The following is a 26,861-nucleotide window of genomic DNA, read 5'->3' on the forward strand; positions in this document are numbered from 1 at the left end:
AGGAGGAATATGCTATGAAAAATGTATCAGGTAACAAAATACCATGGTCTGCTCCTGGTGATTTAGATGCAGCCATAGGGGTGTTTTTCGATGGTTTTTCAAAAATAATTATTGGCGCCACTATTATGATGGGTGTTATGAAGATGCCTTCAGAATTTGTATTTGGAAGAATCGTTGCAGCCATAGGTTTGTCAGCATTTGTATTGCTTGCGTGGAATACCATTATGGCTAGAAGGGTTGGAATTAGGACAAATAATTTAACTATAACAGCTCTTCCTGGTGGAATTGCAGCAGGTACGTTTTTTGTTTGGATTAATGCTATTATGATTCCAGTATATCTCAGTACTGGGGATTATGTATTGGCTTGGAAAGTAGGGTTACTTGCAAATGTCTTTCATTCTATCTTTACTTTTATCAGCGCATTTGTAATGGATAGATTACTTGAATTTATACCGAGTCCAGCTATATTTAGTGGTTTAGCTGGTGGATCTTTGGCTTGGTTAGTAATGGCTACTTTGGGAGATGGTTTTGCAACACCAATTATAATAATTCCTTCATTATTTGTTCTATTAACAATGTATTTTGCAAAAATTCAACTTAAAAAACTATCTCCAGCTGTTGTAGGAATAGGAGTAGGAACTATTATTGCTTGGATTTCAGGAGCAATGGATCCAGGTTCAGTAACTCAATCTTTTAAAACATTGGGTATATATATAGCCATACCAAGTTTTGGATTGTTTTCAGGAGAAGCTCTTTCCATTGCTATTCAATATCTACCATTAATACTAGCCTTTGCCTTTGCAGATGTTATTGGTGCTATCCAAGCTATTGAACAGGCAGCAGCAGGTAATGATAATTATGATAGAAGAATTGCTCTTATTGGATTAGCTTGCTCAAATTTCATTGGAGCCCTATTAGGTAATCCATTTGTTATGGCCTATTATTGGGGACATCCAGCTTGGAAGAAAGCTAAAGCTGGTTCTTCATATCCTCTTTACGTTGGGGTTCTTTACTTAGTTCTTTGTGCAACAGGTCTTGTGGCTATTGCAACATCTGTGCTACCAGCTGCAGCTACTATGACGCTAATTATTTATGCTGGTCTTACATCTACTGCCCAAGCCTTTGAAGTCAATGAAAGGAAATATTATCCTGCAATGGCTTTAGGGGTAGCAATACCTATATTTGAGCTTATCTACGGAAAAGTCAATAGTGGTATTGATGGAGCAAAACTTGCAATAGGAGAGGCATTGAGTACTGGAGGAATTGATTTTCCAGTAAAGGATATTTTAGTGACACCAGATCATTTAGCTTCTGCAGGATTAGCTAAAGGATTTTTACCACTTTCTCAAGGTTCCATGCTTATTGCAATAATATACGTCGCAACTCTTGCCTTTGTAATTGATAGGAAATGGACTGGTGCAGCAATTAGTTTCATAGTTGCAAGTGCATGTTCCTTTATTGGTCTTATTCATTCTAGTTCTGTTATGATTAATGCTGCTCCAACCTATTCATTAATATATCTAATATTAGCCGGTGCATTCTACGCTATGAATTTTATAGTGAAAGATAGAAATTTAGAAGGAACTATACAGGGCGAATAAGATATCTGGTTAAATAGTATTTTTTCAAAATTTCATCACTAGGAGGAATTTTTCATGAAAACTTTAATACTAAACGGTTCACCACGAAAAAATGGTCATACAGTTGCTTTAATTGATGAAATAAAATCTGTATTAAAAGGCGAAATTAAAATAATAGATGCTTATAAGGTAAATGTTTCAGCTTGCAAAGATTGTAGGTACTGTTTTACTAAAAAAGGTTGTTCTATTAAAGATGATATGCAAGAAATATATTCCGATATAGAGGAATGTGATGCTGTAGTTGTAGCTACACCTATGCATTTTGGTACTTTTTCTGCTCCTCTATTTACGATATGTACTAGACTACAAAGTTATTGGCCAGCAAAGAATAATGTAAGAGAAGAACAGGATGATATAAAACCTAAATATGGTGCATTGATAGTTACAACCGGTGGGAAATGGGTCAATATGGAATTACTTATTGAAGGAACTGCTGATTTTTTCTTTCACTATACTAATGCTGAACAGATTGGATCTGCTTATGCATACTATACTGACACAAACCCAGCAAAGGACAATATTAAGGCAATAGAACAAACAAGATATTTAGGCCAGAGATTAAATGAACTTTGCTATAGGGAGTAAAGAAAGATATGACTTTAAAAACAATATTTAAACAGGAGGGATTTAATGGCTTTACCTATTGTTCATTTTGATACAGAAGAGATTCGTCTATCCATGTTGTTTGACAATACAGAAAAAATGGGCTATACAACTGATAGCCTGAAATGTAAAAAGATTGAGGATGTATATGGAAAATTGATGTTTGGTGATATTCCAGAAGATAGACCTATAACATATGCTTCATATGTTATGTCTATTGACGGGAAAATTGCTTTTGAGGATTCTTTTGTAGGTCCACTAATAGCCAAAACAAACCATCTTGATCCAGGCGGAGCCAAAGCTGATTTCTGGGTACTTAATATGCTTAGAGGAGTGGCTGATGGGATAATTATTGGCTCAGGAACCCTTATAAAAGAACCTGATTATACAGGAAGTGTTTTTGATGAGGATATTTCAAACTCAAGAATTGAAGCAGGTTTGCCAATTGCTCCATGGACAGTAATAGTAACTGCGTCTGGAACTAAAATTCCTTTTAGTAATGATGTATTTGTAGACGGAGATGTTTCTATATTAATTAATACATCACCAAATGGATTTAAAAATTTAAAGAAAGAAATTACAAAACCTTATTTTATTATTGACTATACAGATATGACTACTATAAAAAAACAAATTGAGGATAATATTGGTAGCATTCCTATTGTAATTACAGGAGAAGGAAGTAATACAAATGCTGAAATGCTTCTTAAAGTTTTAAAGGCTATGGGAATGGAGAGGGTTCTTATTGAATCTCCAACTTATTGTCATCATTTGATGGAGACATCATTATTGGATGAAATGTTTCTTAATACTTCATGTATTTTTGTTGGTGGGCATTGTGCTAGCATAGGCGGATATAGCGAGCCCTTTACATCTGTAAATCATCCCCATACAGAGATAGTTTCAATTCATATGCATAGTCCACATTTCATCTATACAAGACATAAACTAATATATGGAATTACAAAATAATATAATCAAAAATAGCTATGCGGTTAAATTGCATAGCTATTTTTGTTTAAGGTTATTAATATTGTTTACAGAAGTTTCTAATTAAGATACAATATTTATGTAGGGATGTAAATTAATTATAATTTTTTTGTGTAAGAAAGGAGTTATTTTCTATATGTTTGATAAGAGTCAAAAAATTCCTTATTATATACAAATTCGGGAATCAATACTTAAAAGGATAGTATCTGGGGAATTGAAGGTAGGGGAAAAATTACCTTCAGAAGAAAACTTGGCAAAACATTTTGGTGTATCTAGAATGACTGTAAATAAGGCTTTGAGTGATTTAGTTGATAATGGATATTTAACAAGAATACCTGGTTCAGGCACATATGTCAGTAAGATTAGAAGAGAAGGTAGTGGAATGACTACCTTAGGCTTTATGGAATCCATTTCGAAAAAAGGATTTAAAATAACTTCAAAGGTTATATTCAAAGAAATAGAAGTCCCAACTAAAGATGTTGCAGAGAAGCTAAATATATTCTTAACACAGCATGTATATCATATAAAGAGAATTAGATCGGTAAACAATATGCCTATAGTTTTTCAAGATTCGTATATAAGAAAAGATTTATGTCCTGGACTTTTTGAATATGATTTAGATAATAAATCATTATATAGGACTATTCAAAAGATTACGGGTAAAGAAATAAAGAAAGCTAAAGACAGAATAGAAGCAATACAAAGTGACGAATACATGGGTCAAATATTAAATGTGAATAAAAATTTTCCATTACTTCATATAGAACGAGTTGCTTTCATAGATGAGGTATATCCAATAGAACTTACTTATAGTTGGTATAGGAGTGACCAATACATCTTAGAAGTTGAATATAATTAAGTTTAAAAACCACTAATTGAATTATAGTGGTTTTATTTTTCGAATTTGATTTATACCATATTTATGCTATAATATTTAGGGTATCGAAATTATTTACAAGAGGTGGTTATTTATGGAGGAGGTCTGTAATAAAAAGACAACACGAGATATAGTATTGAAAACAGCAGGCCCAGTTTTGATAGAGGTTTTTTTAGGAACTCTTTTTGGTATGGTGGATATGATGATGTTAGGGAGGATTGCAGAGCCAGGGGAAGCGGCTGCTTCTATTGCTGCTGTTGGAATTACTAATCAGGTTGTATTTATAGCCCTATCTTTGGTTCAATCTTTAAACGTAGGTGCAACAGCCATGGTTGCCAGATATGTAGGGGCAAAAAAAGAAGGCCGGATAGAAAATGTAGTAAGACATGTAATTTTACTGACACAGGTTCTCCTTGTATTGCCAATTTTTATTTTTGGCCTAGTGTACACAGATCAAATAATGAAAATTATAGGAGCCCATCAGGATACTTTAATGTATGGTAGAAATTATTTTAAAGTCATAATCATTGGATTAATATTTCAAGCTTTTAATTTCTCTATTTATGCAGTTTTACGGGGAGCAGGAGACACTAAAACCCCGATGAATATAAATTTAAAGGTGAATACCTTAAATGTAGTTGGAAATGCTGTACTTATTTATGGATTGTTTGGATTTCCTAGGCTAGGGGTTACTGGGGCAGGTATATCTACCTCATTTTCACAAATGATAGCAACTTTAATGCTATTAAGGCATATATTTAAAAAGAATACTATTATTAAGATAAATTTAAAGAATAGATTTAAATTTAATAGGGACATTATGTATAATCTTGTAAAAATCGGGATACCTGCATCTTTAGAGCAAATTGCCTTTAGAGCTGGTATTTTAGTATTTGTACGAATCGTTTCATCTTTAGGCACTGTAGCCTATGCTACCCATCAGATTTGCTTAAATATATCAGGGCTTTCCTTTACTCCAGGTCAGGCTTTTGGAATAGCAGCTTCTTCTTTAACGGGTAGGAGTTTAGGAGCAGATGATCCAGATAAAGCAGAAGAATATATTAGGACTAGCGGTAAAATTGGAGCCATCATTGCGACAACAGTAGGGGTAATATTTTTCTTCTTTGGTTCCTTTATTGCAAGCTTATATACCAAAGACCCTAATGTAATAGAAGAAGCAGCTAAAATATTGAAGGTAATTGCAATCATACAACCTTTTCAATCCTCCCAGTTAATTATAGCTGGTGGATTGAGGGGAGCAGGGGATACGGTATGGACTTTAGTTGCTATATTTTTTAGTGTATTAATTGTAAGAGTAATATTAGCTTATCTATTTATTATAAAACTAGAATTAGGTTTAATAGGAGCTTGGTATGCTATGTTTTGTGATCAGGTGGTAAGATGGGGACTTATTAGATATAGATTTAAGACCGATAAGTGGAAGTATATTAGTATAAGGTAAAATCTCTGGCAATTGGCAGAGATTTGTTATTTTGAGTCTATTATGATGAAAACAATAAATAATATGTAGTACTTTGTCGAAATAATAGGCATTAATTTTATTTTATGATATAATTATAGATAAATACGGCAATTCAAAAAATTTAGACATGTAACAAAAGAACATTAGTAGTAAGAAGTACAACAATAAGGCTATTCATATATCTAGGTTTTAGGGAATCTGGGGGGGTTCTATGGAAAATGAAAATATTTTCGAATCTGAAACGCAAAAAATTAAGTATTCAGATTCAAGGCCAAGTTACCATCTAGGAGGGACTATTGAGGAAATTTTAAACTATATGCATGATGGCGTTTATATCACCGATAACAATGGAATTACACTATTCGTAAATGAATCTTATACTAAGATGAGTGGGATAAGAAAGGATGATGTAATAGGGAAACATATGAGTGAGTTAATAAAGAAAGGGTTATTTTTAGAATCGGCTAGTTTAGAAGTTTTAAAGAAAAAAAGGTCAGTGTCAATTATTGATTGCTTTAAAAATGGGAAGAAATGTTTAGCCACAAGTAGTCCTGTATTTGATAGAAGTGGACAAATTGTAATGGTTGTAACAAACTTAAGGGATATGACTGAATTATTAGATTTAAAAAATCGCTTGGAGTGGTCAGAAGTTTTAAACGAAAAATATTTTTTAGAATTGAAGGAATTACGCAAAGACCAAGAAAACAAATATAATATTATTGGGAATAGCAGAAGTATGATTAAAATTTATGAAATTATTGATAGGATAGCGGAAGTTGATGCGACGATATTAATACTTGGAGAAACAGGAGTAGGTAAAGAAGTTGTAGCAAGGGAAATACATAAGAATAGTTTAAGAAAAGATGGGCCTTTTATTAAAGTAAACTGTGCTTCTATACCCGAAAATTTGTTTGAATCTGAATTGTTTGGTTATGCTAAAGGAGCTTTTACGGGAGCTGCTAGTAAAGGAAAACCTGGATTATTTGAATTAGCGGATAATGGGACGATATTGCTGGATGAAATTGGAGAATTGTCTTTAAATGCACAATCTAAATTATTACGGGTATTGCAAGAAAAACAAATAATTCGGGTTGGAGGCACAGAATTGCGAAAAATTGATGTGAGAATAATTGCAGCTACAAATAAAGACTTAGAAAAAGAAGTAGAGAAAGGATTTTTTCGTGAGGATTTATTTTATAGATTAAATGTTATACCTATAACAGTTCCTCCTTTAAGAGAGAGGAGAGAAGATATTCCGCTATTATCAATACACTTTTTAGATTTATATAATTCAAAATATAACATGAATAAAAAATTAAGCGATTCTGCCTTAGAACTACTTAAATGGTACTCATGGCCAGGAAATGTGAGACAATTAAAAAATTTAATAGAGCGCTTAGTGTTAATTAGTCCCCATGATACTATTTCTGATGATTATATTTTGAATATTGCTGGTAAAGAAGACATAGACGAACTATATAATCTTGGGCAAAAGGGATTGACGTTAGATGAAGCTGTGAGTATAGTTGAGAAGCAATTGATATATAAAGCTTTAAAAAAGCATGGGACAACACGAAAAGCTGCAAAAGTCTTAGGAGTTAGCCAACCAACAATAGTTAGGAAGACAAATAAATATGGTATTAATTTAGATAAGTATAAATAGGCATATAATAATATAATGCGAATATTTTCCGTAAAGGCTTTATATCAGTTTTGAAAAATACTATTTAGCATGGCTAAAACGTTAGCAAAAATCTCATATTAACAAGAAAAAGTATTGTGCTGGATAGAACTTTAAGGACTATTACAAAAACTTTAATAGTAAGAATTGACTGTTATGAAGTAAATTATCTTGCTTTAAAGCATGGTTAAATTGTTTAATTTGAATAATTTTTGATAAGATTCCTATTAAACTCCAAAATTATACAGTGGAACACACGAAAATTAGAATCTCAAAATATACAGGTTTTTATATTTTTCTAGTGTTATATTCAAAACATGATAGCAATCTGGTAATATGTCAAGGGATAATTTTTTAAAAAAACAAAAGAAATTATTAAAAAAGGGTAGTTTTAATAAAATCTATTTTTTTTACAAAAAACAGGGTATTGAAGTAAAAACATTTTGTTAAGTCTCTCCAACCTTATCGCTAGGGTAGCTTTGATTCTTAATCGGTAGTCCAAAAATCAGACGTACTAGTTTACGAGATGTAAATGCGAGTGCTCGTTTATGTTGGTAGGTAGAGGATTAACCCTTTAATTTTGCAATTTTGGACAAAAACCCACTAATACTTCCAATATCATAGTATTTCATTTTGTCCTTGATTTATTGTACATTAATATTTATCCTCATCAAGGGTAAAGGCTACGCCCATGTTAACGCAGGCACTTGATAGCAAAAATATTAAAGCTTTATTGTCAACGATTTTGCTGTTCCTTCCAATGTTTATGATAAAATTCTACTGGTGAAATATATCCTAAAGAACTATGGATTCTAACTTTATTGTAGGATTTAATATGTTCAGATACTGCTTCATAAGTTTCTATATAGCTCCTAAATTTGTACCTTGACAAACATTCATCTTCTAATAATCTATGAAAAGCCTCTATATGGGCATTTTTGTTTGGAGTCTTAAATGGTCTCCTTTCATGCTCTAATTTCAATTCTTTGCAAGTATTTTTAAATTTATTGCTAATAAATTGTGGACCATTATCTGACCCTATAACTAAATTAGTTTCCTTGTTATAGAGTTCTAGTTTTATTAGTGCTTTTTTAAGGGTTATAATTATATCTTCTGCTTTACAGGATAATCCCGTATGATATTCTACTACATTTTTGTCATATACATCTAAATAGACCAGCTATTAAATGTCAAGAGATAATTTTATTTATTTTGCCTTAGTTATTTTAGATTTCTGTCAGAACCCGTCAAGAGAAAACCATCCTTGACAGAACCTGCCATAAATTCTCATGTAAAATAGACAAAACAAATAAACCTAAATTAGAAACAAAGAAATTTAGGTTAGAATTAAACTTAACTAATAAATTATCTTAAACATGAGGCACATAAGGTTCGTTATCACGAAGGACTGCAAAAATAATATTGCACATCTTTCGAGCAACTGCACCTATAGCTGTTAGATGATGCTTCCCACGTGCTTTAAGTGACTGATAATACACAGATAATGATGGATCTCTGAAAGCAGCAGTATTAGCAGCCAACCATATTGCTCTACGTAGATAAGGGGACCCACGTTTTGAAATTTTGGTTTTAGTTCCAGCAAAATCGCCAGACTGGTTTACAGAGGGATCAAGACCAGCGTAAGCAACTAATTGTGGTGCTGAGTTAAAACGAGAGATATCACCAATCTCTCCGATAATAATGGCGCCGAGAACATCACCAATACCTGTAATAGTAGTAATAACTGAATTGGTTTGGTGAAGTAATGTTGAAATTTTGATTTCAAGCTCCTCTAGCTGTTCTTCAATAAAATTAATTTGAGTAATAATTTGTTTAATTTGAAATTGAAATGCGTCTTTTGCCAAGCTAACTCCAAATGTATTAGTAGCACATTCCTGTATTTCAGAAGCTTTAGATACACTAAAACGACCTCTGCTTGCCTCTGACAAAAGTCTTGAAAGAGTATCTGTATCTACAGATAGCATATCTTCAGGAGTTGGGTATTTAGAAAGAAGCTTTCTAGAAGTTACTCCAAAAGTATCTGAAAAGAGCTTCGAATATTCAGGAAAAACTTGGTCTAAAAGAGCAATACATCTACGTTTCCAATCAGAACATTCATCAACCAAAGCAAGTCGATAACGAGATAATTGGCGTAAAGCCATAATATCTTCATCGGCTAAAGATGTGGATGTAAATTGTCCGAAACGCATAATTTGAGCTACGACAAAAGAATCCTTAGAATCATTCTTGGTTTGTCTAATATACATCTTTCTAAAAGCATCTGATTGAATAGGGTTAATAACATAAACATCAAACCCTAGATCAATTAGATAGGAATAAAGACTAACCCAGTAATGGCCAGTAGCCTCCATACCAATAATAACATTGGAAGTATTAGCTTCAAATCGTTCAAGTACGGTAATTAACTTATTGCAACCTGCTTTAGAATTTGAAAAGGAAATGCTTTTGTCAAGAAGCTTGCCATTAGAATTAATAATAGAAGCTTCGTGGTTTTGCTTAGCAACATCAATACCAACATAAAACATATAATCACCAGCTTTTAAAATATTAACAGATAAAGTCTAGAGCCTCTCTACTTTACAACAATACAACCTCGTTAGATATTCAGTAACTAGGTACTATCCAGCTCATTCGCATATAGATGTAAAGAAGAGGCGTAAGTCTATTTAAGGAAGACAATGCTTCAAGGACAGCTTACTACGACCTCTATCTGTACAATAATTATCTCACAAGAATAGTGAGAATGAAAAGAAATGTGGTTTTAAACTATAACATTATTATACGAGGATAATTAGGTTTAATCTTTATTTCAAATACAGCCATGATAAGTTTAAAAAAATTTATTTTGACGAAAGTTATGAGGAAATACTTAGTGTCCTACAAGAAATATTTTTAAGCAAATACGCTTAATTACAATATTTTTATAGCTTTTGGGACTCGTTGAAAAACAAGCTAGTGAAATTTTAAATGTCAAGGACAAGCTTTGCTTCTTCATTTTATCCTTGACATTTAAAATTGAACAGCTACAATATCAAAGCTCCAAAGCTATTATTATTATATCCTACTACTGACATTTTAAAAAGGATTGACAGCTTCCATATCTAGAGCTAATGGTAAAAAGACCAACGGATCTAAAGTATACAAGCTTTTTTAATAAATTGGCTACAACATTAAAAACTTTTCTAGAAAGTTGTGATTATGAATGCAAGAAGAAAACATTAATGATATTTACTGACATGACAATGGATTCAAATATGGATAATGTCATAATTGCCTTTGAAGAAGGAATTAAGTGTGGAGCAAGGGAAGCAAATGGAATATGGAGAACATACCTAAGATTAAATTCCGGAAGTTTACCGGAAGTGGATATTTCCCTTCCAAACACAGTGCCTAAACTAGATAAATATTTTCCTAATATTACTCAATATGACCAGCTAATAGGAAAGACCAACTATAAAAAGTCAAGCAATAAAATAAAATAATTTTAGAATTTTGATATTAAAATTAGGTATAACAAATAAGACTTGTAAATGACAAGTTTTTAAAAGGGGAATATTTAATGGTACGTAAATTAGATATTATTCATTTAATCTTACTTCATAGGGAGTCTGATTTTTAAGCACAGCATAAATAATATTGCACATTTTTCTTGAAACAGCTCCAACACAAGTAAGATGATGTTTGCTTTCACCTCGTTTCTTAAGGTAATAAGCATTTAAAACAGGGTCATTAAATGAAGCTACTAAGGCAGCTTGAAACAAGGCTTTCCTTAAATAAGGAGATCCTCTTTTACTCATAACTGTATGTGTAGCTTGAAATTCACCTGAACTGCTAACAACGGCATATATACCAGCATAAGCAACTAACTTTTTTGGAGAGTCAAATTTATCAATATCACCAATTTCTCCAAGAATAGTAGCACCAATTACATTCCCAATGCCTGGTATTGTAGTAATAGGAGACTTAATCAAAGACATAAGATCATTGATTTCATTTTCTGTATCTTTAACTTGAGATTCAATAAAGTTCATTTGCTGAATAAGAGCCTTTAATTGAAAGGTGAAGCTATCTTTGCTAAAGGTAACTCCAAAAGAATTTTCAGCTTTAGATTTAATTAAATTAGCTTTAATATCTCCAGATCTCTTACGACCTAATTTATTGATTAATTCAGCTAAAGAATTGGTAGAAATATCTTCAAAGTCAATAGGAGAGGAGAATTGCAACAAAAGTTCTTTAGAGGTTTTTCCAAAAACATTAGAAAAAATGGATTGATATTCAGGAAATACTTGGTCGAGAACACTGATTACCTTTCTTTTCAAGTCAGAAATAGATTGAACGAGGTATGAGTGAAAGCGAGTTAGATTTCTAAGAGAGAACATATCCTCATTGGAAAGAGATGTTTCCACAAAAGAACCATAGCGAATAAGGTCAGCAATTAAAAGAGAATCGATAGTATCAGTTTTTCTCTTACGGATCTCAGTTCCTTTTCGCCAACCATCTGTTTGAATAGGATTAATGACATGAACGGTAAAACCATTGTCGTAAAGAAAAGAATATAGAGCTAACCAGTAGTGACCTGTAGCTTCCATACCAACAATAAAGTCAGAAATATTGTTAGAAAAAGAATTTAATTTGGAAAGTAAAGCTTCTCCACCATCTGAAGTGTTGGAGAAAGAAAAAGCTTTAAAAAGAGTCTTTCCATTCTCACTAATTAAAGAAGCAACATGATTATTTTTGGCAATATCAATTCCTAAATACAACATAAATAATACCTCATAAAGAAATATTTTAGATTGTGAGTCCACTCTACTAATAAGCGTTACTACCTTGTTATATATTCGGGGAGAAGCTAAAAAGCAACCAACATCCAACTCATTCGTAAACAGCTTATTAGAGAGAGGTATCAGTCTTTCAATAACGAGTTCAAAGACCCAAGGAGAAATCGATCATCCTCTCAATCTAAAAATACAATTATCTCTGATTTTGAGAGATAAATAAAGAAAGGTTTATAGGTTTCCCTATTTAATAACCTAAATACATTATACAAGGAGAATCATAATAATGCATAATAGTGAATTAATAAACAAAAATTGTAAAGAACTAAGGCTAAGCAGTAGTATCCATAAAAATTATTCAAACATTCAAGCTTAGATTATACTAATTTCCTAGCACAATTATTGAAACTAGAGGTAGAACAAATGGAAATATCACGTAAGAATAGAAATTTAAAGGGTGCAGGTTTTGATATAATTAAAACCTTTGATTAATATAGCTTTAATAATATCCAGATCCCTAAGGCGATGGATATAGAAAAATTAAAAAGGTCGATTTCATAAATAATTAAGAGAATTTAATCCTCTATGGTCCTGCAGGTTCAGGCAATTATCGCAAGTTTTTGTTTATCGAAAGACTTAAAATAGAAACATGTTAAATAGACAATTTCCATAAAAAATCTTTCGATAATAATTATCTACAGAAATTTTCAAGCCAATGTATAAGTTCTGTATCCTCTGTCCATTCAGGTATATCTTGAGAAACTACTTCAGGATATGCAGATTCTAATGCTGCTCTTTTAAATTCAGTATCTGCCTTAAGATAGATTTCTGTAGTAGTTATGCTAACATGCCCAAGTAAATCACGGATGTATATCAAATTTACCCCTGATTCTAGCAAATGAAGAGCTTTAGTATGGCGCAACATATGTGGATGAATAGATTCAAGAAATGCTACTTCAGGATATTTCTGTTTTGCCACTTGAAAATACTTGTTTAAAATATATGTAATTCCAGGTCTTGTAAAAGCTTGATTTCTGCCGTTATGAAAGAGTGGAAAGTACTGTCTATCGTTCTCTAGTAGATGATTTTCTTTCATATATGCAGATAAAATATTTTGAGTTTTATCCATTAAAGGAACAGATCTTCTTTGGTTTCTTTTTCCAGTTAGTGTAATAATTGCTGGTTGTGTTAGTCTAACATCCATAGCTTTAAGATCAATTAACTCCTGTTGTGCAAAAATAAAAGTGTAATTGGTAATATTACCAAAAATTAAATATGGCATAATCTCCATTCCTATGATAATTGTTAATTATCCCAAAAAACACTTATCAAGGGAGGAATAAGATTATGCCTACTACCATTGTAAATCACAATGAAGAAATAATCAATTTTTTAGAAGATGTAAATTATGGAATGAATAAACCACAATTTAATAATCTTGCTACAATAATAGAAGGCATTATCAATATAGGTGATAAGGTATCCATTTCAAAGATTGCAGAGAATATTGTTAAGGCTAAAGATAAAAGCTGTATCTCACGATTTTTAAGTAGTTCTCCTTGGGATGATGAATTGCTTAACAATAATCGTTTAGCCTATATAAAAGAACTTTTAAATAATGAACTATGCTCCGATGATATTGGTTTCCTTGTAATTGATGATACTGTCAATCGAAAGGATACTAGAACTAAATCAATGGAGGCACTGGATTTTCATTATTCGCATTCTTTGGGTAAGGCATGCTGGTCCCATTGTTTAATAACTTCACATTTTGTGGGAGGGGCTTACTCAGTTCCTCTTCAATTTAAACCCTACTACAGGGATACAAAGTGTGATGAACTTGGGATACCTTTTCAAAGTAAAACAGATATTGCCAAAGAATTTATACAGAATTTCAGTAAACCATCAAAGCTTAAAAAAACATATATCCTTATGGATAGCTGGTATACCAGTAATTCGTTAATAGATGAAGCCTTGTCAGAGAATTACCATTTAATTGGTGGAGTAAGGTCTAACCGAAACTTCCACCCTGATGGTAATAAAATTAAAATATCTGAATTTGCCAATAATCTTGATCCAAATACCCTAGACTCCGTTACCGTCAGGGGTAAAGAATACAAGGTATACCGTTATCAAGGTAAGGTTGCCCAAATTGATAACAAGGTGCTTTTAATATCTTTTGAAGCTAGAAAAGATGGATTTGAAAAACCTGTATACATTCTTAGTACAGATAATGCGCTTGATAATAAGACAATTATAGATTACTATTTGGTCAGATGGAATATTGAAACTAGTTATCAGTATTTTAAAGAAAACCTAGGCCTTGACCAATACCGTATTAGAAGCCGAATATCTATTGAAAGATACTTTTTAATATGTTTTTTAGCATATACTTTCCTAGAAGTCTTTAGGGTTTCTAATAAGGGATTGTCTATTAAAACTATTGGTGAAACAATTATCCATCATAAAAATACAACTGCTAAAAGATTTATCAGGTATATTTATTATCAAGCAAGGCAAAATGTACCTTTAAAAAACATATATAACTTATTAAAATTGCCCGCATAGTTTTTTTAAAAAAACTATCAACATACAAGGGGCTAGTATATGATTCTTCATTGGTATTTATAGGATATATGTCATTTATTATCCTATAATGGAAATCAAGGTTCAAAACTTACACAACTAGAGTTATTTAAGTTATAGGCCTCATTATAGGCCTCAAAAAATTTTGGAGCATGCCCCCAAACCTATATAAACAAAAGCAATTAAGTTCATAAAAAACCAATAAATTAACCGTACCTATTTTGTATACCGTTAGGGGATTACTGCAGGTCACTTCAAACCGTCCCGTATCTTTGCTCTATCCTTGCTATAACTATAAAAAGAAATATTATTGTTGCATTTTGAACACTTTATTGGTCCAATTCTTTACATAAGAACTTTATTATTTTTGTTAGGTGCTTGTTTTCTCCAAAAACATTGTACCATACAGGATTAGAGTCCTCAATTTTCATTTAAGTTTAAATAGGATCAAAATGAAAGGGTGGATGATATGAGTTTAAGACATATGAGTTTAGAACTCCATGAGATAAAAAAAGGTAAAATTGAAGTAGCGCCAAAGGTAATGGTAAGAAATAAAAAACAATTGGGGTTAATATATACACCTTGGGTAGCTGAACCCTGCAAAGAAATACAAAAGGATATAAATAAAGTATATAAATATACTTCAAAAGGTAATATGATAGCTATAGTAACTGATGGCACAGCTGTTTTGGGTTTAGGGAACATAGGGCCAGAAGCAGCTTTACCAGTCATGGAAGGAAAAGCAGTTTTATTTAAAGAATTTGGCGGGATAGATGCATTTCCTATTTGTTTAGATACAAGTGACACAGAGGAAATTATTAGAACTGTACAGTTAATTTGTACTGGGTTTGGAGGTGTTAATTTGGAAGATATTAGTGCTCCAAGGTGTTTTGAGATTGAACAAAGACTTAAGAAGGAGCTTCTTATTCCAGTGTTTCATGACGATCAGCACGGTACGGCAATTGTAGTATTGGCTGGGTTATTAAATTCATTAAAAATTGTTAATAAAAAAATAAAAAACGTATGTGTAGTTATTAATGGAGCTGGCGCTGCAGGAGTAGCCATAGGGAAGATGTTAAAAAGATTAAATCCAAAAGACATTTTGATATGTGATAGAAAAGGTATTATTAACTCCAATACTACGTATGACATTTGTTATAAAAATGAAATTGCTCGCTGGAGTAATAAAGAAAATAAAAAAGGGTCATTGGTAGATGCTTTAGAAAAAGCAGATGTTTTTATTGGCGTTTCTTCAGGTAATATTCTTGCTGAAGATATAATTAGAAAGATGAATGTAGATCCTATTATTTTTGCCCTAGCGAATCCAACGCCAGAAATTTTGCCACAAAAAGCCTTAAAAGCAGGTGCGAAGATAGTAGCAACCGGCAGATCCGATTATCCTAATCAGATAAATAATGTTTTGGCTTTTCCTGGAGTTTTTAAAGGGGCTTTATCAGTTAGAGCAACAGAAATTAATGAACAAATGCAACTAGCAGCTGCTATAGCTATTTCTGAGATTGTTACTAAAGATGAGCTTACATCGGAATATATTATACCTGATGTATTTGATCCAAGAGTAGTCGACAGGGTATCAGAGGCGGTTTCAAAAGCAGCATTAAAAAGTGGTGTTGCTAATATGTGAATTTTATGGGAAACGTTACTTTGGTAAGTGAAAAAATAATCTGTGGTGCGCCTAAACGTAAGCTTTATGGAGTAGACTGAAACATCTACCAAGTGTAATCACCCACTTGAAGCTTACCGTAACTGCATTTTTAAAAATGAAAATATGGGAAGTAACGATAAATAGTGAATCTATAGGAATAGCACTAATCCGATATAGACACTCGCATATGTAATATGGTTAAACGAAAGTGAACCTTTGTCAGAAGTCTCGTTGATTTTAGTATGTCTTAGGGTGCGCACAGACTCTATTCCGACCGAATTACGAATCACCTTCTAGATAATCTGTGAATATCTAGAACATCGGCAATATATGAAGGAACATAGTTAAATGATTCATACTGCCAAGAATTTAGGACAGCCTAAGGGTAACTATGGCTGAGGACACAGATGGAAGCATCTGTAGCTATCGAATCCTGAAAGTCTACAAAAGGAGGTGTCGGGTATGGCAGTGAAAAGAGAATATCTTTATGCCGTTCCCCTTAGCAAAGCACAAAATAATGCTAAGGATCTCCAACGTAGATTAGTAAGGATGGCTGATGAAAGAGACACAAGCAGTAATCAACGCTATATCATGTAATATAAGCAATGGGGTAGCAGAAGGAAATGTAAATAAAGTTAAACAAATTAAAAAAGATATGTATGGCAGGGCAAGCTATGAGTTGTTAAGAAAGAAAGTCATATATCAATCCTTGTTTTCTTAACTCAATTAACCGATCATGAGGAAGAGCCACTTTTAGATTAGCATAAACAACAAATTGATAAAAAACCAGTTTTGGAGGTTCTTGGGTGTGGGTTGATTTAAATATTAATGGAGTTTTAACAAAATCAAAATTGGTCAAGCATTACAATATATAAAGAATCAACAACCTGGATTAATGGCATATATCGAAGATGGTAATTGTGAAATTCCGAACAATCTTGCAGAAAACAGCATACGCCCATTCACTGTAGGAGGAAAGAATTGGCTATTTGCAGGAAATCCAAAAGGCGCGACAGCTAATGCAATTGTCTATAGTCTGATGAAACGACAAAAGCTAATGACTTAAATCGCTATAAATATTTACAACTTTTACTGACTGTTCTTCCTAGAATACCATTTCAAACAATATGGCATTATTGGATAATCTACTTCCCAGGAATCGAAAATTCCAAGAAATATGTAAAACTAAATAACAAAGAAAATATGGCAGCTAAAATGACTGCCATTCTCATTCTTACATATATACATGTATACATGTGATTATTGATCGCTTACAGTATATGATTGATCAAATAGATTTTGGGTTTAATTGATTCAATGATACATTAATGTATCATTGAATGATTCATTAATGTATTTCTTCATGATAGTTTTTAAAAAAAGGTATATAAAACCATGTTTTTTAACGATTCACGATTTGAAGACTTGGCATATTATTTGCAACTAATATTGGTAGTAACTATTAAGCCCCCTAACCTATTTGGACAATCGCACACTAATTTAGAAAAATATAAATTAATGGGAGGTTATCTAAATTGAGAGTTAAAGATAAAAGATATCCAGAAGAATTTAAACGTCAAATTGTCAGGGAAGTAGAGGAAACTGGTAATTCTACTTTAGTCGCAAGAAGACAGACCAAAGTTCCTGGAACTGTTACCCGATGGGCTAGAGAGTCAAGGAAAGAAAATGGATTAATTCCAAGTTATAATTATTCCAATAATATTAATGCTAAGTCTCTAGAAGAAGAAAATGAGCAACTAAAAAAACTATTAGGCAAAAAAGATTTAAAAATTGCCATTCTTAAAGACCTTTCAAAAAAAACGAACCCACAATAGGAGAAAAGCGTTATTTCAAAGAAATGGATCGATTTAGGCTATAATGTAGTTACTGTCCTTAAAATTATTGGATTAAGTAGGTCTACATATTATTACAATATTAAAAAAAGAACTAATACTAAAGATATAAATGAAGTTGAAAAAATTAATAAAGGTGGTAGGCTAATTCCTGGTTACTCTTTTGATAAAAATGGCAATCTTATTTATGATGAACAAATAAAGGAATATATATTAGAAATCATTGAAACAGAAGGATTATACTACGGTTACTACAAAATAGCTGTATTGTTAAGAAGAAAATTTAATTTAATCATAAATAAGAAAAAGGCATATAGATTATGCAAAGAGCTTAAGGTCTTAAGGCCTCAAAGAAAAATTAAACCTAATATTCTAGAAAAATAGCTATAAATAGAGAAATAACAACATTAAATTCCCTTTGGGAAGCAGATATTAAATATGGTTATATTCATGGTGAAGATAGATTCTTCTATATAGCTTCCTTCCTAGATGTATATGATAGAAATATAGTAGAATATCATATGGGATTATCTTGTAAAACTGAAGATATAATCGTAACCCTTAAAAGAGCATTAATGAAGCGAGAACTCTATAATAAGGAAACTAGCTTGGTTATAAGGTCAGATAATGGTCCACAATTTATTAGCAATAAATTTCAAGATACTTGTAAAGAGTTAAAATTAGAACATGAAAGAATACCATTTAAGACTCCAAACAAAAATGTCCATATAGAGGCTTTTCATAGATTATTAAAAGATGAATGTTTATCAAGGTATGAATTTAAAAGCTATACTTAAAGATAGAAGCAGTATCTGAATATATTAAATTCTACAATAAAGTTAGAATCCATAGTTCTTTAGGATATGTTCCACCAGTAGAATTTTATCATAAAACATTGTAAGGAACTGCAAAACCGTTGATAATAAAGCTTTAATACTTTTGTCCTCAAGTGCCTAACACATTAATATTTAGCTGAAATCAAGGGCTTGCGTTAGCAGGGGCGTAGCCTTTATCCTTGATGAAGATAAATATTAATGTACAATAAACCAAGGGCAAAATGAAATGCTATGGTATTGGAAGTATTAGTGAGTTTTTGTCCAAAATTAAGGGGTCAACCCGATTAGTGCAAATGAATTCAAAAATATATTTAATTTGTAAGGTGTGTCTTGCTTATCAGATTCCTCTAAGTCAATCATTAAACTTTTGATTAACAAAGTTCAAAAAATAGTACTATGTTAATATTATAAAAATCCTAATGATTGCTAGCGGTGGAAATTTAATATTTAGAAGTTTAACGGAACATACAAGCTATAAAAAAGTTAGTCATATATGGACTAATACATATATTAAGACAATAAATTGGGATTATACTGGAAGAAAATTAGGAGTTATTATAATTATTGAAGTAAAATAATTACAAAAACTGAAAGAATAAATTTAACAATCATAATATGACAGACTTTAAGTCATCAAGGAATGGTAGAATTAGAGATTTTAAGCTTTAGTAGAAACAAAGAAATAAAAATATGTTTAATTTAAATTGTTTATTCGACAGATGATAATTAATAATTATTTGTCAATTATTCTTATGGGTGGTGGTAGTTTTATAAAAAATGATTTTTTGCTTTTTTAGTTATTCTAGAATTCTCACAACAAATGTATTGTTTTTAATGCGAAAGGAGGATTAACAAGTGGGTAAACAAGTAAAACTATTGGGTATTTCTGCTAGCCCAAGGAAAGGCAGTAATTCAATGATACTCTTAACAAAAGCCTTGGATTCAGCTGCTAAGGTCAGCGGTGTGGTAACTGAGGTGTTAGACTTGCATAAAAAAAGTTACAAGCATTGTATAGGATGTAGTGCTTGTAATAGAAGAAGGGAAAAGTGTATTTTAAAAGGAGATGATTTCGAAGAATTCTTTGAAAAATGGGTTTCTGCCGATGGAATAATCATATCTACTCCTATTTACCACATGTCCGTACCAAGCAATTTAAAAGCGGCACTTGATAGATTAGGGAATAGCGTTATCTCAATGTATCCTGAAGAACCCAGGAGGTTAATAAAGGTTGGAGGAGCGATCACCCAAGGCATGAACAGATTTGGTGGACAGGAATTTGCTATGCAATTCATAATTAATTCATTCCTATTAATGGACTGTATACCTGTTGCCGGAGATATGCCTATATCCTATATTGGAGCTGGAGGTTCAACATATGGTGATCCAAAGGCCGGCGCTATCAGCTCTAATGAAAATGCAATTTTATCAGCGGAAAATATTGGGCAAAGGGTTGCAGAGCTTAGCAAAATAATTGTTACGGGTAAAGAACATTTACGCGATGAATTGCCCAAGGAATACTATCTAGATATACAAAAACATTTCATATCCAAGGAAGAATAAAAATCAAATAGAAATTTTATTTATTCAAATTTTATAAGCCATGTAAAAACATTATAAATTATATAATTTGGAGGTGATTAAAGCATGAAGAACTTTTATTATGTTTCCCCTGAAAATATTGAAGAGTTCCTTTCAATTGTCAAAGATTGTGATAAGAACACAAGAATATTAGCCGGTGGAACAGATGTACTAACTCAATTAAGAAGGGGAGTTATTCGTGCTGAAACTCTTGTAAATATAAAGAAAATAGATTCACTTAATGGAATTTGTAAAGAAAACAACCATTTAAAATTAGGTGCATTGACTAAAATAGCGGAAATTTGTATTGATAAACAGGTTCAAGAGTCATTTCCATTGTTATCGGATGCTGCACGTTCACTTGCATCACCTTTAATAAGAAATATAGCAACTATTGGAGGTAATATATGCAATGCATCACCAGCGGGAGATATGATACCTCCTTTAATGTGTTACGATGCTAAATTAACCGTTTTTGCTCAGGAGGGCGCAAAAGAATATCAAATTGAAAATTTCTTTAATGGGCCTGGAATCACAAAGATGAATAGTGGAGACCTCTTAACAAAAATTTGTATTTCATCCCAATCAGGTAAATTTACTCATAGTTTTATTAAACATGGATACCGCAAATCGTTAGAGATATCAACTGTTTGTGTGGCAACTTTAATTGAATTAGATGAGGACAATAGTATAAAAGATATTAGAATTGCACTTGGAAGCGTGGCACCATGTGTCTTTAGATTAAGGGATGCCGAAGAACTTATAAAACAAGAACGGAGTATTGAAAAAAAGCTATTGGAAAAGGTAGCTGATATTGCTCACGAAAAATCATCCCCAATAGATGATATTCGAGGAACAAAAGAGTATCGCTCTACAGTTCTAAAGACCCTTGTAAAGCGTTCAATAATAGAAGCATTGAATAAAGAAGGGGTGATTTTATGATCAAAACTAAAACATTAGTTAACCTAAAGGTTAACGACCAGGATCATAGCATTGTGGTAAAAAATAAGGAAACTCTATTATACACATTGAGGGAAAGGTTAAACCTAACTGGAACCAAAAAAGGATGCGAATCAGGAGATTGCGGAGCTTGTACAGTTTTATTATCAGGAAAACCAGTAACATCCTGCGTTCTACTTACCGTGGATTGTGATGGCAAGGAAATTACCACAATAGAAGGATTATCGCAAAATGGAAAATTGCATCCAATCCAAAAAGCATTTATCGATAATGGAGCAGTTCAATGTGGATATTGTACTCCAGGAATGATCCTTTCAGCAAAGGCATTGTTGGATACAAATAAGAATCCAACAGAAGAAGAAATCCGGGAGGCTATTTCTGGAAATCTTTGTAGATGTACAGGATATGAAAAAATAGTAAAAGCTATAAAATCACTGAGTGGCAATGATTGCAACTCATAATTGATTAACTTGAAATGATAAGGAGCTAATTTAAAATGATATCAAAAGGGAAAAGTAGATATCCCAATCTAACATCATCTTCAGGTTTAGATAATGAGCAAAAAAGTAAAATTGATCACATAGGAAGAAAAGATACAGAGGAAAGTTATGTAAAATGCAAATTTGGTAATTTCAAATGTATATATTGTACACATGGTGGGTGTTCAATAAATCAAAAATAGATAGGAGGATAAATTATGAATACGGTTGGCAAGTCATTACCCCGAGGAGATGCATACCAAAAAGTAAGTGGCGAGGCTCTCTATGTGGATGATATAAAAATGCATGGGATGCTAGCGGGTAAGGTATTACGTAGTCCATATCCACATGCCATAATTAGGGACATCAAAGTGGAAAGGGCCAAAAAATTAAATGGAGTAATCGATGTTATTACCTATAACGATATTCCTCAGATCAGATATAATCCAGCAGCCTACCCACCAACTAATGTTCCTGGCAGGATGGTTTTGCCTAAAGACATGTTTATTGTTACAGATAAGGCAAGGTACGTAGGTGATCCCGTTGCAGCAGTTGTTGCTATAGACGAGGAAATAGCAGAAGAGGCCTTAAGCCTTATAGAAGTGGATTATGAACCAATTGAGGCCTATTTTTATCCTTTTGATTCAATGAAAGATGATTCATTATCAATCCATGAATGTGCAGAAAAAAATATTTTACACAAATACGATGTTGGTTTTGGAGATATAGATAAAGGGTTTAAAGAAGCAGATTTAATAATAGAAGAAGAATTTTCTACTTCGAGGATAAGCCCAGCGCCAATTGAGCCAATTGCTACTAGTATTGCAATGGCACACCCAGGAGGCGATATTACAATTTATTCAGCTACCCAAACACCGCATATAACCCGGAGAATAATTGCTGAAGCGCTCGGATTAGGAATTAGCAAGGTAAGGATTATTAAACCTTCAGTTGGTGGCGCCTTTGGTGGGAGACATGGGGTAACGAATGAATTAATAGCAGCATTTTTATCTATTAAAACTAATCAACCTGTTAAATTGTCATACTCCAGAGAAGAATCGCTTGTTTGCACTACCACACGTCATCCTGCATATTTGAAAATAAAAAGTGGAGTTAAAAAAGATGGTAGTTTAACCGCAAGAACTTTGGATGTTGTTGTAGATGCTGGGGCATATGCCTGTCATGCAGCTGGAGTAACCCGTATGATGGGACTTTTGGGACTTTCATTATATAAATGTGAAAATTTACATTTTGGTGGGAAAATAGTTTACACTAATAATCCACCTGCTGGTGGAATAAGAGGATATGGCAATCCACAAGGGACATTTGCAGTAGAATCCCATACCGATACCATTGCCAGGGAATTAAATATGGACCCATTGGAATATAGATTAATGCACCACGTTGAAAAAGGCGATGTTAATTATCAGAGTGGGCTGGAGATAGATAGTTGCGGTATTGAGGAATGTATTAAACAAGGGGCGAAAAAAATACGCTGGTCGGAAAAAACAAAGTCCAGCAGCGAAAATAAAAAGCACGGTAAAGGTATGGCAATCATGATTCACATTTCGGGTACTAGGCCAGGCCTATCGGAGTTATCTACTGCTAGAATAACTGTCAATGAAGATGGATGCGCATACCTAAGCAGTGCCGCAGCAGAGATAGGTCAAGGAATTACTACTTCCATAAGGCAAATTGCAGCCGAAGCGCTTGGCTTTAAATATGAAGATGTTAAGACGGATAATTACCGTCAAGTTGATACAATGGTGGACGGTTATGATATGGGTGCTTATGCTAGCAGACAGACTTTTTCAAATGGAGTTGCCGTAAAGAATGCAGCATTAGATGCTCGAAATAAGATTCTCAATCATGCTAGCAAGATGCTAAGTTACGATAAAGATAATTTAACCATCGAGGATAGCATTATAAAGGATGCTAATAGCAAAGAGGAATTGCTCAAAGTGGCAGATGTTGTTTATGATGTTAATTTCAAAGAGGATGGCCAGTATATCATTGGAATAGGTGTATCCGATATAGATGGGAATTCGCCACCTTTTGCAGCACAATTTGCTGAGGTTGAGGTAGATATAGAAACGGGGATAGTTGAAGTTTTAAACTTTGTTGCTGCCCATGATGTTGGAAGAGCGATAAACCCCTATATAGTTGAAGGTCAAATAGAAGGTGCGATACAGCAAGGTATTGGTTATGCATTAATAGAGAAATTGATGGTAGATAACAATGGAAAGGTATTGAATCCAGAATTTGCAAACTATAAAATGCTTACATCTAAAGACATGCCCAAGATCGAAACATTATTAATTGAAGAACCGAGTCCAATAGGACCTTATGGTGCAAAAGGCGTTGGAGAACCAGGGCTTGTACCAGTTGCTCCAGCTATTGCCAATGCGATTAATGATGCAATAGGAGTTAGAATAAAAGAATTACCTATGACGCCTAATAGGATATTAAAGGCTTTACAAAACAAAAAAGATTAAGACTAGGTCCTAAATAAAGAAACTGTATACAGAGAGGAATGAAAGGAGGTTAAAACAATGATAGTGGAAATTGAAGTGGTTGAACAAAAAGGGACATGTGTTGCTGGGCTAAAAAAAGGTGACAAAATTAGAATAAATCCAAATGAAACTCCATGTAACTTTTGCGCCCCAGCCTTTGTATCTCTTTATCCAAATCTAAAGGCAATAAGTGCAGGTGCTAAATTTGGGTGGGCAGAACCCGATGGCAGCATACTTGCTGCATGCCCAGACCCCAAAAATCCAATTGTTTTTTCCTTAAAAGTCGTAGAATAAAATATTACTGAATAAATAAAGGAGGATATTTAATGTCAATATCAAATAACTATAGGGCATTATTTGCCACATTTCCGAAAGAAGAATATATAGAACGATGCAAAAAAGCACAGAAAATTATGGCTTCTAAAGATATCGATGTGATGATCTTAACGCAGAAGGAGAATATTGAATATTTTTCAGGGTATTACACTACTCATTGGGCAGTAAAGGGAATACCGAATGGTGTTGTACTCTTCTATGCTGATGAAATGCCAGCATTGGTAGTTCCGGATTTCCTATCAGGAACGGCTGAAAGAACCTCTTGGCTCGAAGATGTTATTATTCACCATAAAACACATGCCAAACCAAGGGATTTAATTCATATGGTGGTCGACTTGTTAAAAACAAAGAAGCTTCTGAACAAAAGGATAGCCATAGAAATGGGACCGGAAATAATGATCAATCTTACTAAGGAAGACCACGATATATTAATGGATGCACTTTCAGACGCTGAAATAGTAAGCAGCGAAGATATAATATGGGGAACTAGGTCAATAAAATCAGAGAGAGAAATAGAATGCATAAGAAAAGCTGTTGCTAGCACTGCAAAAGCGTACAAGGCTTTGAAAGACAATTTCTTAAAGCATGGCGTTTCCGAGATTGATATAGCTAAATATGTTCAAATTAAAATGCTTGAATATGGGGCTGATGGTGTAGGATTTATCAATTTCCGAGCTGGTAGAGAAAGATACCCTATGGGCGATACGTATCCACAAGAAAGAACAATACGCGAAGGTGATATGTTGGTATTAGATGGTGGTGCTCTGTATAAAGGATATTGGGCGGATATCTGTAGAGTGGTCCATGTTGGAACACCATCAAAGGAACATCTTAGAATGCATGAAATTGCCCTTAATGCTCAAAAAGCTGGTATAAATGTTGTGAAAGCGGGAACCAAAGTATCAGAAATATATAAGGCTGTTAGACAAATTTTAAAAGAATCAAAAGTGCAAGATCGTTTGTCCATGTGTGGACATGCTGTTGGAAAGGATCTACATGAACCCCCTATTTTAACAGCGGATTGCGACACGATATTAGAAGAAGGAATGGTTATTACAATCGAGCCATGGATACATGATTATGATGGCCTAGGAATTATTGCGGTTGAAGATATAGTAGTTGTAACAGCCGAAGGATGTGAAAATATTACAAATTTAGAAAAAAAAGACTTGTGGACAATATAAATTTGACAAGAGTTTAATACAATGTTAAGTATGCCCTGCATAGCCAACCGTAGGGTACACAACAACATGACTTTTATTTTAAATAAAAATCAATTAGAGAAGGAGGTGTAAAAGTGAGCTTACTTCCGTTAGGTACACGATTAATAATGATAATACCCATTATATTTGTTGGATTGAGTGTAATACTCATGATTCCTTATTTTTTAAAGCCCGAAGAATTAACAGAGTCAAAAACCATAAGTAACGAAACAAAGTGATTTCTAGGTTGTTAATTACAAGGCTTTGTAAACTTAAAATGAAAAAATAGTACAATGTTTTATAAAATTACTTTAATTTGCTTTAAATTTCGCCTTGATGATTATAAAAGCTCACCTTGAGATTGTCAAGGGTAAAAATGAACGCACTAAAGTGCGCCCTTGACAATCTCAAGGACGAACATTTAGAAAATATATGGCGAAATTCAAGCAAAACTTATGCTACAAGAGGATACCTTCTTTTCTCTTTGGCAGCTAGATTTAATCCAGCAACTTGAGCTGGGGTTAAGCCATTAAGAGATGAATGAGGTCTAACAAAATTATAGAAAAATATAAACATGCTGATTAGGTTGTTGGCTGATTCAAAAGAATTAAAGCCTTGCTTAGTCTTATACCAAGCTTTGAATTGATGGTGAAAAGACTCTATTAAATTATTAGAAATATCATCTTTGAAGCTTTCGACACGAATGTGTTTAACATTTTTCCCCAATACAGTTTTTACTGGGACATTGTATGCATTGTAGCGGTCACTAACAATAGCATTAGGTT

Annotated in this window: 27 protein-coding genes; 22 read left to right on the forward strand and 5 right to left on the reverse strand. The window is 32.9% G+C overall.

Features of this window, described 5'->3' with window-relative positions:
- Window positions 1-14: 14 nt before the first annotated feature.
- From CUL_RS0102635 to CUL_RS0102660, 6 genes are all read left to right on the forward strand, one after another.
- Complete coding sequence (locus tag CUL_RS0102635; protein WP_025640415.1) at window positions 15-1,601, forward strand: hypothetical protein; 1,587 nt, start codon at window positions 15-17, stop codon at window positions 1,599-1,601.
- A 54-nt stretch (window positions 1,602-1,655) separates the two neighbouring features.
- The gene (locus CUL_RS0102640) at window positions 1,656-2,225 is read left to right on the forward strand and encodes a flavodoxin family protein (protein ID WP_025640416.1); all 570 of its coding nucleotides are present in this window, start codon (window positions 1,656-1,658) and stop codon (window positions 2,223-2,225) included.
- 45 nt (window positions 2,226-2,270) lie between these two features.
- Window positions 2,271-3,215, forward strand: coding sequence for a dihydrofolate reductase family protein (locus CUL_RS0102645; RefSeq protein WP_025640417.1), 945 nt, complete (start codon window positions 2,271-2,273; stop codon window positions 3,213-3,215).
- Window positions 3,216-3,369: 154 nt separating this feature from the next.
- Window positions 3,370-4,092, forward strand: coding sequence for a GntR family transcriptional regulator (locus CUL_RS0102650; protein ID WP_025640418.1), 723 nt, complete (start codon window positions 3,370-3,372; stop codon window positions 4,090-4,092).
- A gap of 112 nt (window positions 4,093-4,204) precedes the next feature.
- Window positions 4,205-5,572, forward strand: coding sequence for an MATE family efflux transporter (locus CUL_RS0102655; RefSeq protein ID WP_025640419.1), 1,368 nt, complete (start codon window positions 4,205-4,207; stop codon window positions 5,570-5,572).
- Between the two features lie 232 nt (window positions 5,573-5,804).
- Window positions 5,805-7,256 carry a sigma-54 interaction domain-containing protein gene (locus CUL_RS0102660; RefSeq protein WP_025640420.1) on the forward strand — a complete coding sequence of 484 codons (1,452 nt, stop codon included), beginning with the start codon at window positions 5,805-5,807 and terminating at the stop codon, window positions 7,254-7,256.
- Between the two features lie 754 nt (window positions 7,257-8,010).
- Here the strand turns inward: CUL_RS0102660 and CUL_RS20080 are convergent.
- Both CUL_RS20080 and CUL_RS0102670 read right to left on the reverse strand, forming a co-directional pair.
- Window positions 8,011-8,256 carry an integrase core domain-containing protein gene (locus CUL_RS20080; RefSeq protein ID WP_025640421.1) on the reverse strand — a complete coding sequence of 82 codons (246 nt, stop codon included), beginning with the start codon at window positions 8,254-8,256 and terminating at the stop codon, window positions 8,011-8,013.
- Between the two features lie 388 nt (window positions 8,257-8,644).
- Window positions 8,645-9,820 (reverse strand): IS110 family RNA-guided transposase, encoded by a 1,176-nt coding sequence (locus CUL_RS0102670; RefSeq protein WP_025640422.1) that lies wholly within the window; start codon window positions 9,818-9,820, stop codon window positions 8,645-8,647.
- Between the two features lie 633 nt (window positions 9,821-10,453).
- Here CUL_RS0102670 and CUL_RS0102675 point away from each other — a divergent pair.
- Complete coding sequence (locus tag CUL_RS0102675; protein WP_236616418.1) at window positions 10,454-10,777, forward strand: hypothetical protein; 324 nt, start codon at window positions 10,454-10,456, stop codon at window positions 10,775-10,777.
- A 96-nt stretch (window positions 10,778-10,873) separates the two neighbouring features.
- On the opposite strand, the gene CUL_RS0102680 is transcribed toward CUL_RS0102675, so the two are convergent.
- On the reverse strand, window positions 10,874-12,058 hold the full coding sequence (locus tag CUL_RS0102680; protein ID WP_025640424.1) for an IS110 family RNA-guided transposase: 1,185 nt from the start codon (window positions 12,056-12,058) through the stop codon (window positions 10,874-10,876).
- Window positions 12,059-12,761: 703 nt separating this feature from the next.
- On the reverse strand, window positions 12,762-13,352 hold the full coding sequence (locus tag CUL_RS0102685; RefSeq protein WP_025640425.1) for a tyrosine-type recombinase/integrase: 591 nt from the start codon (window positions 13,350-13,352) through the stop codon (window positions 12,762-12,764).
- A 65-nt stretch (window positions 13,353-13,417) separates the two neighbouring features.
- Between CUL_RS0102685 and CUL_RS0102690 the strand changes: the two genes are divergently transcribed.
- From CUL_RS0102690 to CUL_RS18810, 15 genes are all read left to right on the forward strand, one after another.
- On the forward strand, window positions 13,418-14,638 hold the full coding sequence (locus CUL_RS0102690; protein ID WP_025640426.1) for an IS701 family transposase: 1,221 nt from the start codon (window positions 13,418-13,420) through the stop codon (window positions 14,636-14,638).
- A gap of 487 nt (window positions 14,639-15,125) precedes the next feature.
- Entirely contained in the window at window positions 15,126-16,298 is a 1,173-nt protein-coding gene (locus CUL_RS0102695; RefSeq protein WP_025640427.1) for an NAD(P)-dependent malic enzyme, read from the forward strand.
- A gap of 577 nt (window positions 16,299-16,875) precedes the next feature.
- Window positions 16,876-17,040 carry a transposase gene (locus tag CUL_RS18805; protein WP_157752608.1) on the forward strand — a complete coding sequence of 55 codons (165 nt, stop codon included), beginning with the start codon at window positions 16,876-16,878 and terminating at the stop codon, window positions 17,038-17,040.
- A gap of 129 nt (window positions 17,041-17,169) precedes the next feature.
- Window positions 17,170-17,385 carry an IS66 family transposase gene (locus CUL_RS20085; protein WP_408065613.1) on the forward strand — a complete coding sequence of 72 codons (216 nt, stop codon included), beginning with the start codon at window positions 17,170-17,172 and terminating at the stop codon, window positions 17,383-17,385.
- A gap of 469 nt (window positions 17,386-17,854) precedes the next feature.
- A complete protein-coding gene (locus CUL_RS16520) occupies window positions 17,855-18,154 on the forward strand; it encodes a transposase (protein WP_035142672.1) in 300 nt (99 codons plus the stop codon).
- 216 nt (window positions 18,155-18,370) lie between these two features.
- The gene (locus CUL_RS20090; protein WP_408065614.1) at window positions 18,371-18,556 is read left to right on the forward strand and encodes a helix-turn-helix domain-containing protein; all 186 of its coding nucleotides are present in this window, start codon (window positions 18,371-18,373) and stop codon (window positions 18,554-18,556) included.
- A 14-nt stretch (window positions 18,557-18,570) separates the two neighbouring features.
- On the forward strand, window positions 18,571-18,969 hold the full coding sequence (locus CUL_RS18250; protein ID WP_269077313.1) for a DDE-type integrase/transposase/recombinase: 399 nt from the start codon (window positions 18,571-18,573) through the stop codon (window positions 18,967-18,969).
- A gap of 2 nt (window positions 18,970-18,971) precedes the next feature.
- Window positions 18,972-19,073, forward strand: a complete 102-nt coding sequence (locus tag CUL_RS20095; RefSeq protein WP_081722741.1) for an IS3 family transposase — start codon at window positions 18,972-18,974, stop codon at window positions 19,071-19,073.
- Between the two features lie 790 nt (window positions 19,074-19,863).
- Window positions 19,864-20,568 (forward strand): flavodoxin family protein, encoded by a 705-nt coding sequence (locus tag CUL_RS16530; RefSeq protein WP_025640428.1) that lies wholly within the window; start codon window positions 19,864-19,866, stop codon window positions 20,566-20,568.
- 84 nt (window positions 20,569-20,652) lie between these two features.
- Window positions 20,653-21,528 (forward strand): FAD binding domain-containing protein, encoded by an 876-nt coding sequence (locus tag CUL_RS0102725; protein ID WP_025640429.1) that lies wholly within the window; start codon window positions 20,653-20,655, stop codon window positions 21,526-21,528.
- Complete coding sequence (locus CUL_RS0102730) at window positions 21,525-22,007, forward strand: (2Fe-2S)-binding protein (RefSeq protein WP_035142673.1); 483 nt, start codon at window positions 21,525-21,527, stop codon at window positions 22,005-22,007. Before CUL_RS0102725 ends, CUL_RS0102730 begins: the two co-directional genes overlap by 4 nt.
- Before the next feature lie 236 nt (window positions 22,008-22,243).
- Window positions 22,244-24,520, forward strand: coding sequence for a xanthine dehydrogenase family protein molybdopterin-binding subunit (locus CUL_RS0102740; protein ID WP_035142674.1), 2,277 nt, complete (start codon window positions 22,244-22,246; stop codon window positions 24,518-24,520).
- A gap of 57 nt (window positions 24,521-24,577) precedes the next feature.
- Window positions 24,578-24,832, forward strand: a complete 255-nt coding sequence (locus tag CUL_RS0102745) for a TIGR04076 family protein (RefSeq protein ID WP_025640433.1) — start codon at window positions 24,578-24,580, stop codon at window positions 24,830-24,832.
- A 32-nt stretch (window positions 24,833-24,864) separates the two neighbouring features.
- On the forward strand, window positions 24,865-26,058 hold the full coding sequence (locus tag CUL_RS0102750) for a M24 family metallopeptidase (protein WP_025640434.1): 1,194 nt from the start codon (window positions 24,865-24,867) through the stop codon (window positions 26,056-26,058).
- Between the two features lie 113 nt (window positions 26,059-26,171).
- The gene (locus tag CUL_RS18810; RefSeq protein WP_157752609.1) at window positions 26,172-26,315 is read left to right on the forward strand and encodes a hypothetical protein; all 144 of its coding nucleotides are present in this window, start codon (window positions 26,172-26,174) and stop codon (window positions 26,313-26,315) included.
- Window positions 26,316-26,529: 214 nt separating this feature from the next.
- Here CUL_RS18810 and CUL_RS0102760 read toward each other — a convergent pair.
- The coding region (locus tag CUL_RS0102760) for an integrase core domain-containing protein (protein WP_025640435.1) at window positions 26,530-26,861 on the reverse strand (332 nt) is incomplete at its 5' end.

Source organism: [Clostridium] ultunense DSM 10521, assembly GCF_000511955.1.
Classification (GTDB): Bacteria; Bacillota; Clostridia; order Tissierellales; family Tepidimicrobiaceae; genus Schnuerera; species Schnuerera ultunensis.

Bases quoted from the DNA above. Each gene is read 5' to 3' on its own strand.
- CUL_RS0102660 (WP_025640420.1), top strand. From the start codon at position 5,805: ATGGAAAATGAAAATATTTTCGAATCTGAAACGCAAAAAATTAAGTAT.
- CUL_RS0102640 (WP_025640416.1), top strand. From the start codon at position 1,656: ATGAAAACTTTAATACTAAACGGTTCACCACGAAAAAATGGTCATACA.
- CUL_RS0102670 (WP_025640422.1), bottom strand. From the start codon at position 9,820: ATGTTTTATGTTGGTATTGATGTTGCTAAGCAAAACCACGAAGCTTCT.
- CUL_RS0102635 (WP_025640415.1), top strand. From the start codon at position 15: ATGAAAAATGTATCAGGTAACAAAATACCATGGTCTGCTCCTGGTGAT.
- CUL_RS0102730 (WP_035142673.1), top strand. From the start codon at position 21,525: ATGATCAAAACTAAAACATTAGTTAACCTAAAGGTTAACGACCAGGAT.
- CUL_RS0102680 (WP_025640424.1), bottom strand. From the start codon at position 12,058: ATGTTGTATTTAGGAATTGATATTGCCAAAAATAATCATGTTGCTTCT.
- CUL_RS0102650 (WP_025640418.1), top strand. From the start codon at position 3,370: ATGTTTGATAAGAGTCAAAAAATTCCTTATTATATACAAATTCGGGAA.
- CUL_RS0102655 (WP_025640419.1), top strand. From the start codon at position 4,205: ATGGAGGAGGTCTGTAATAAAAAGACAACACGAGATATAGTATTGAAA.
- CUL_RS0102740 (WP_035142674.1), top strand. From the start codon at position 22,244: ATGAATACGGTTGGCAAGTCATTACCCCGAGGAGATGCATACCAAAAA.
- CUL_RS18805 (WP_157752608.1), top strand. From the start codon at position 16,876: ATGAAAGAGACACAAGCAGTAATCAACGCTATATCATGTAATATAAGC.
- CUL_RS0102645 (WP_025640417.1), top strand. From the start codon at position 2,271: ATGGCTTTACCTATTGTTCATTTTGATACAGAAGAGATTCGTCTATCC.
- CUL_RS0102745 (WP_025640433.1), top strand. From the start codon at position 24,578: ATGATAGTGGAAATTGAAGTGGTTGAACAAAAAGGGACATGTGTTGCT.
- CUL_RS0102725 (WP_025640429.1), top strand. From the start codon at position 20,653: ATGAAGAACTTTTATTATGTTTCCCCTGAAAATATTGAAGAGTTCCTT.
- CUL_RS0102690 (WP_025640426.1), top strand. From the start codon at position 13,418: ATGCCTACTACCATTGTAAATCACAATGAAGAAATAATCAATTTTTTA.
- CUL_RS0102695 (WP_025640427.1), top strand. From the start codon at position 15,126: ATGAGTTTAAGACATATGAGTTTAGAACTCCATGAGATAAAAAAAGGT.
- CUL_RS0102685 (WP_025640425.1), bottom strand. From the start codon at position 13,352: ATGCCATATTTAATTTTTGGTAATATTACCAATTACACTTTTATTTTT.
- CUL_RS0102750 (WP_025640434.1), top strand. From the start codon at position 24,865: ATGTCAATATCAAATAACTATAGGGCATTATTTGCCACATTTCCGAAA.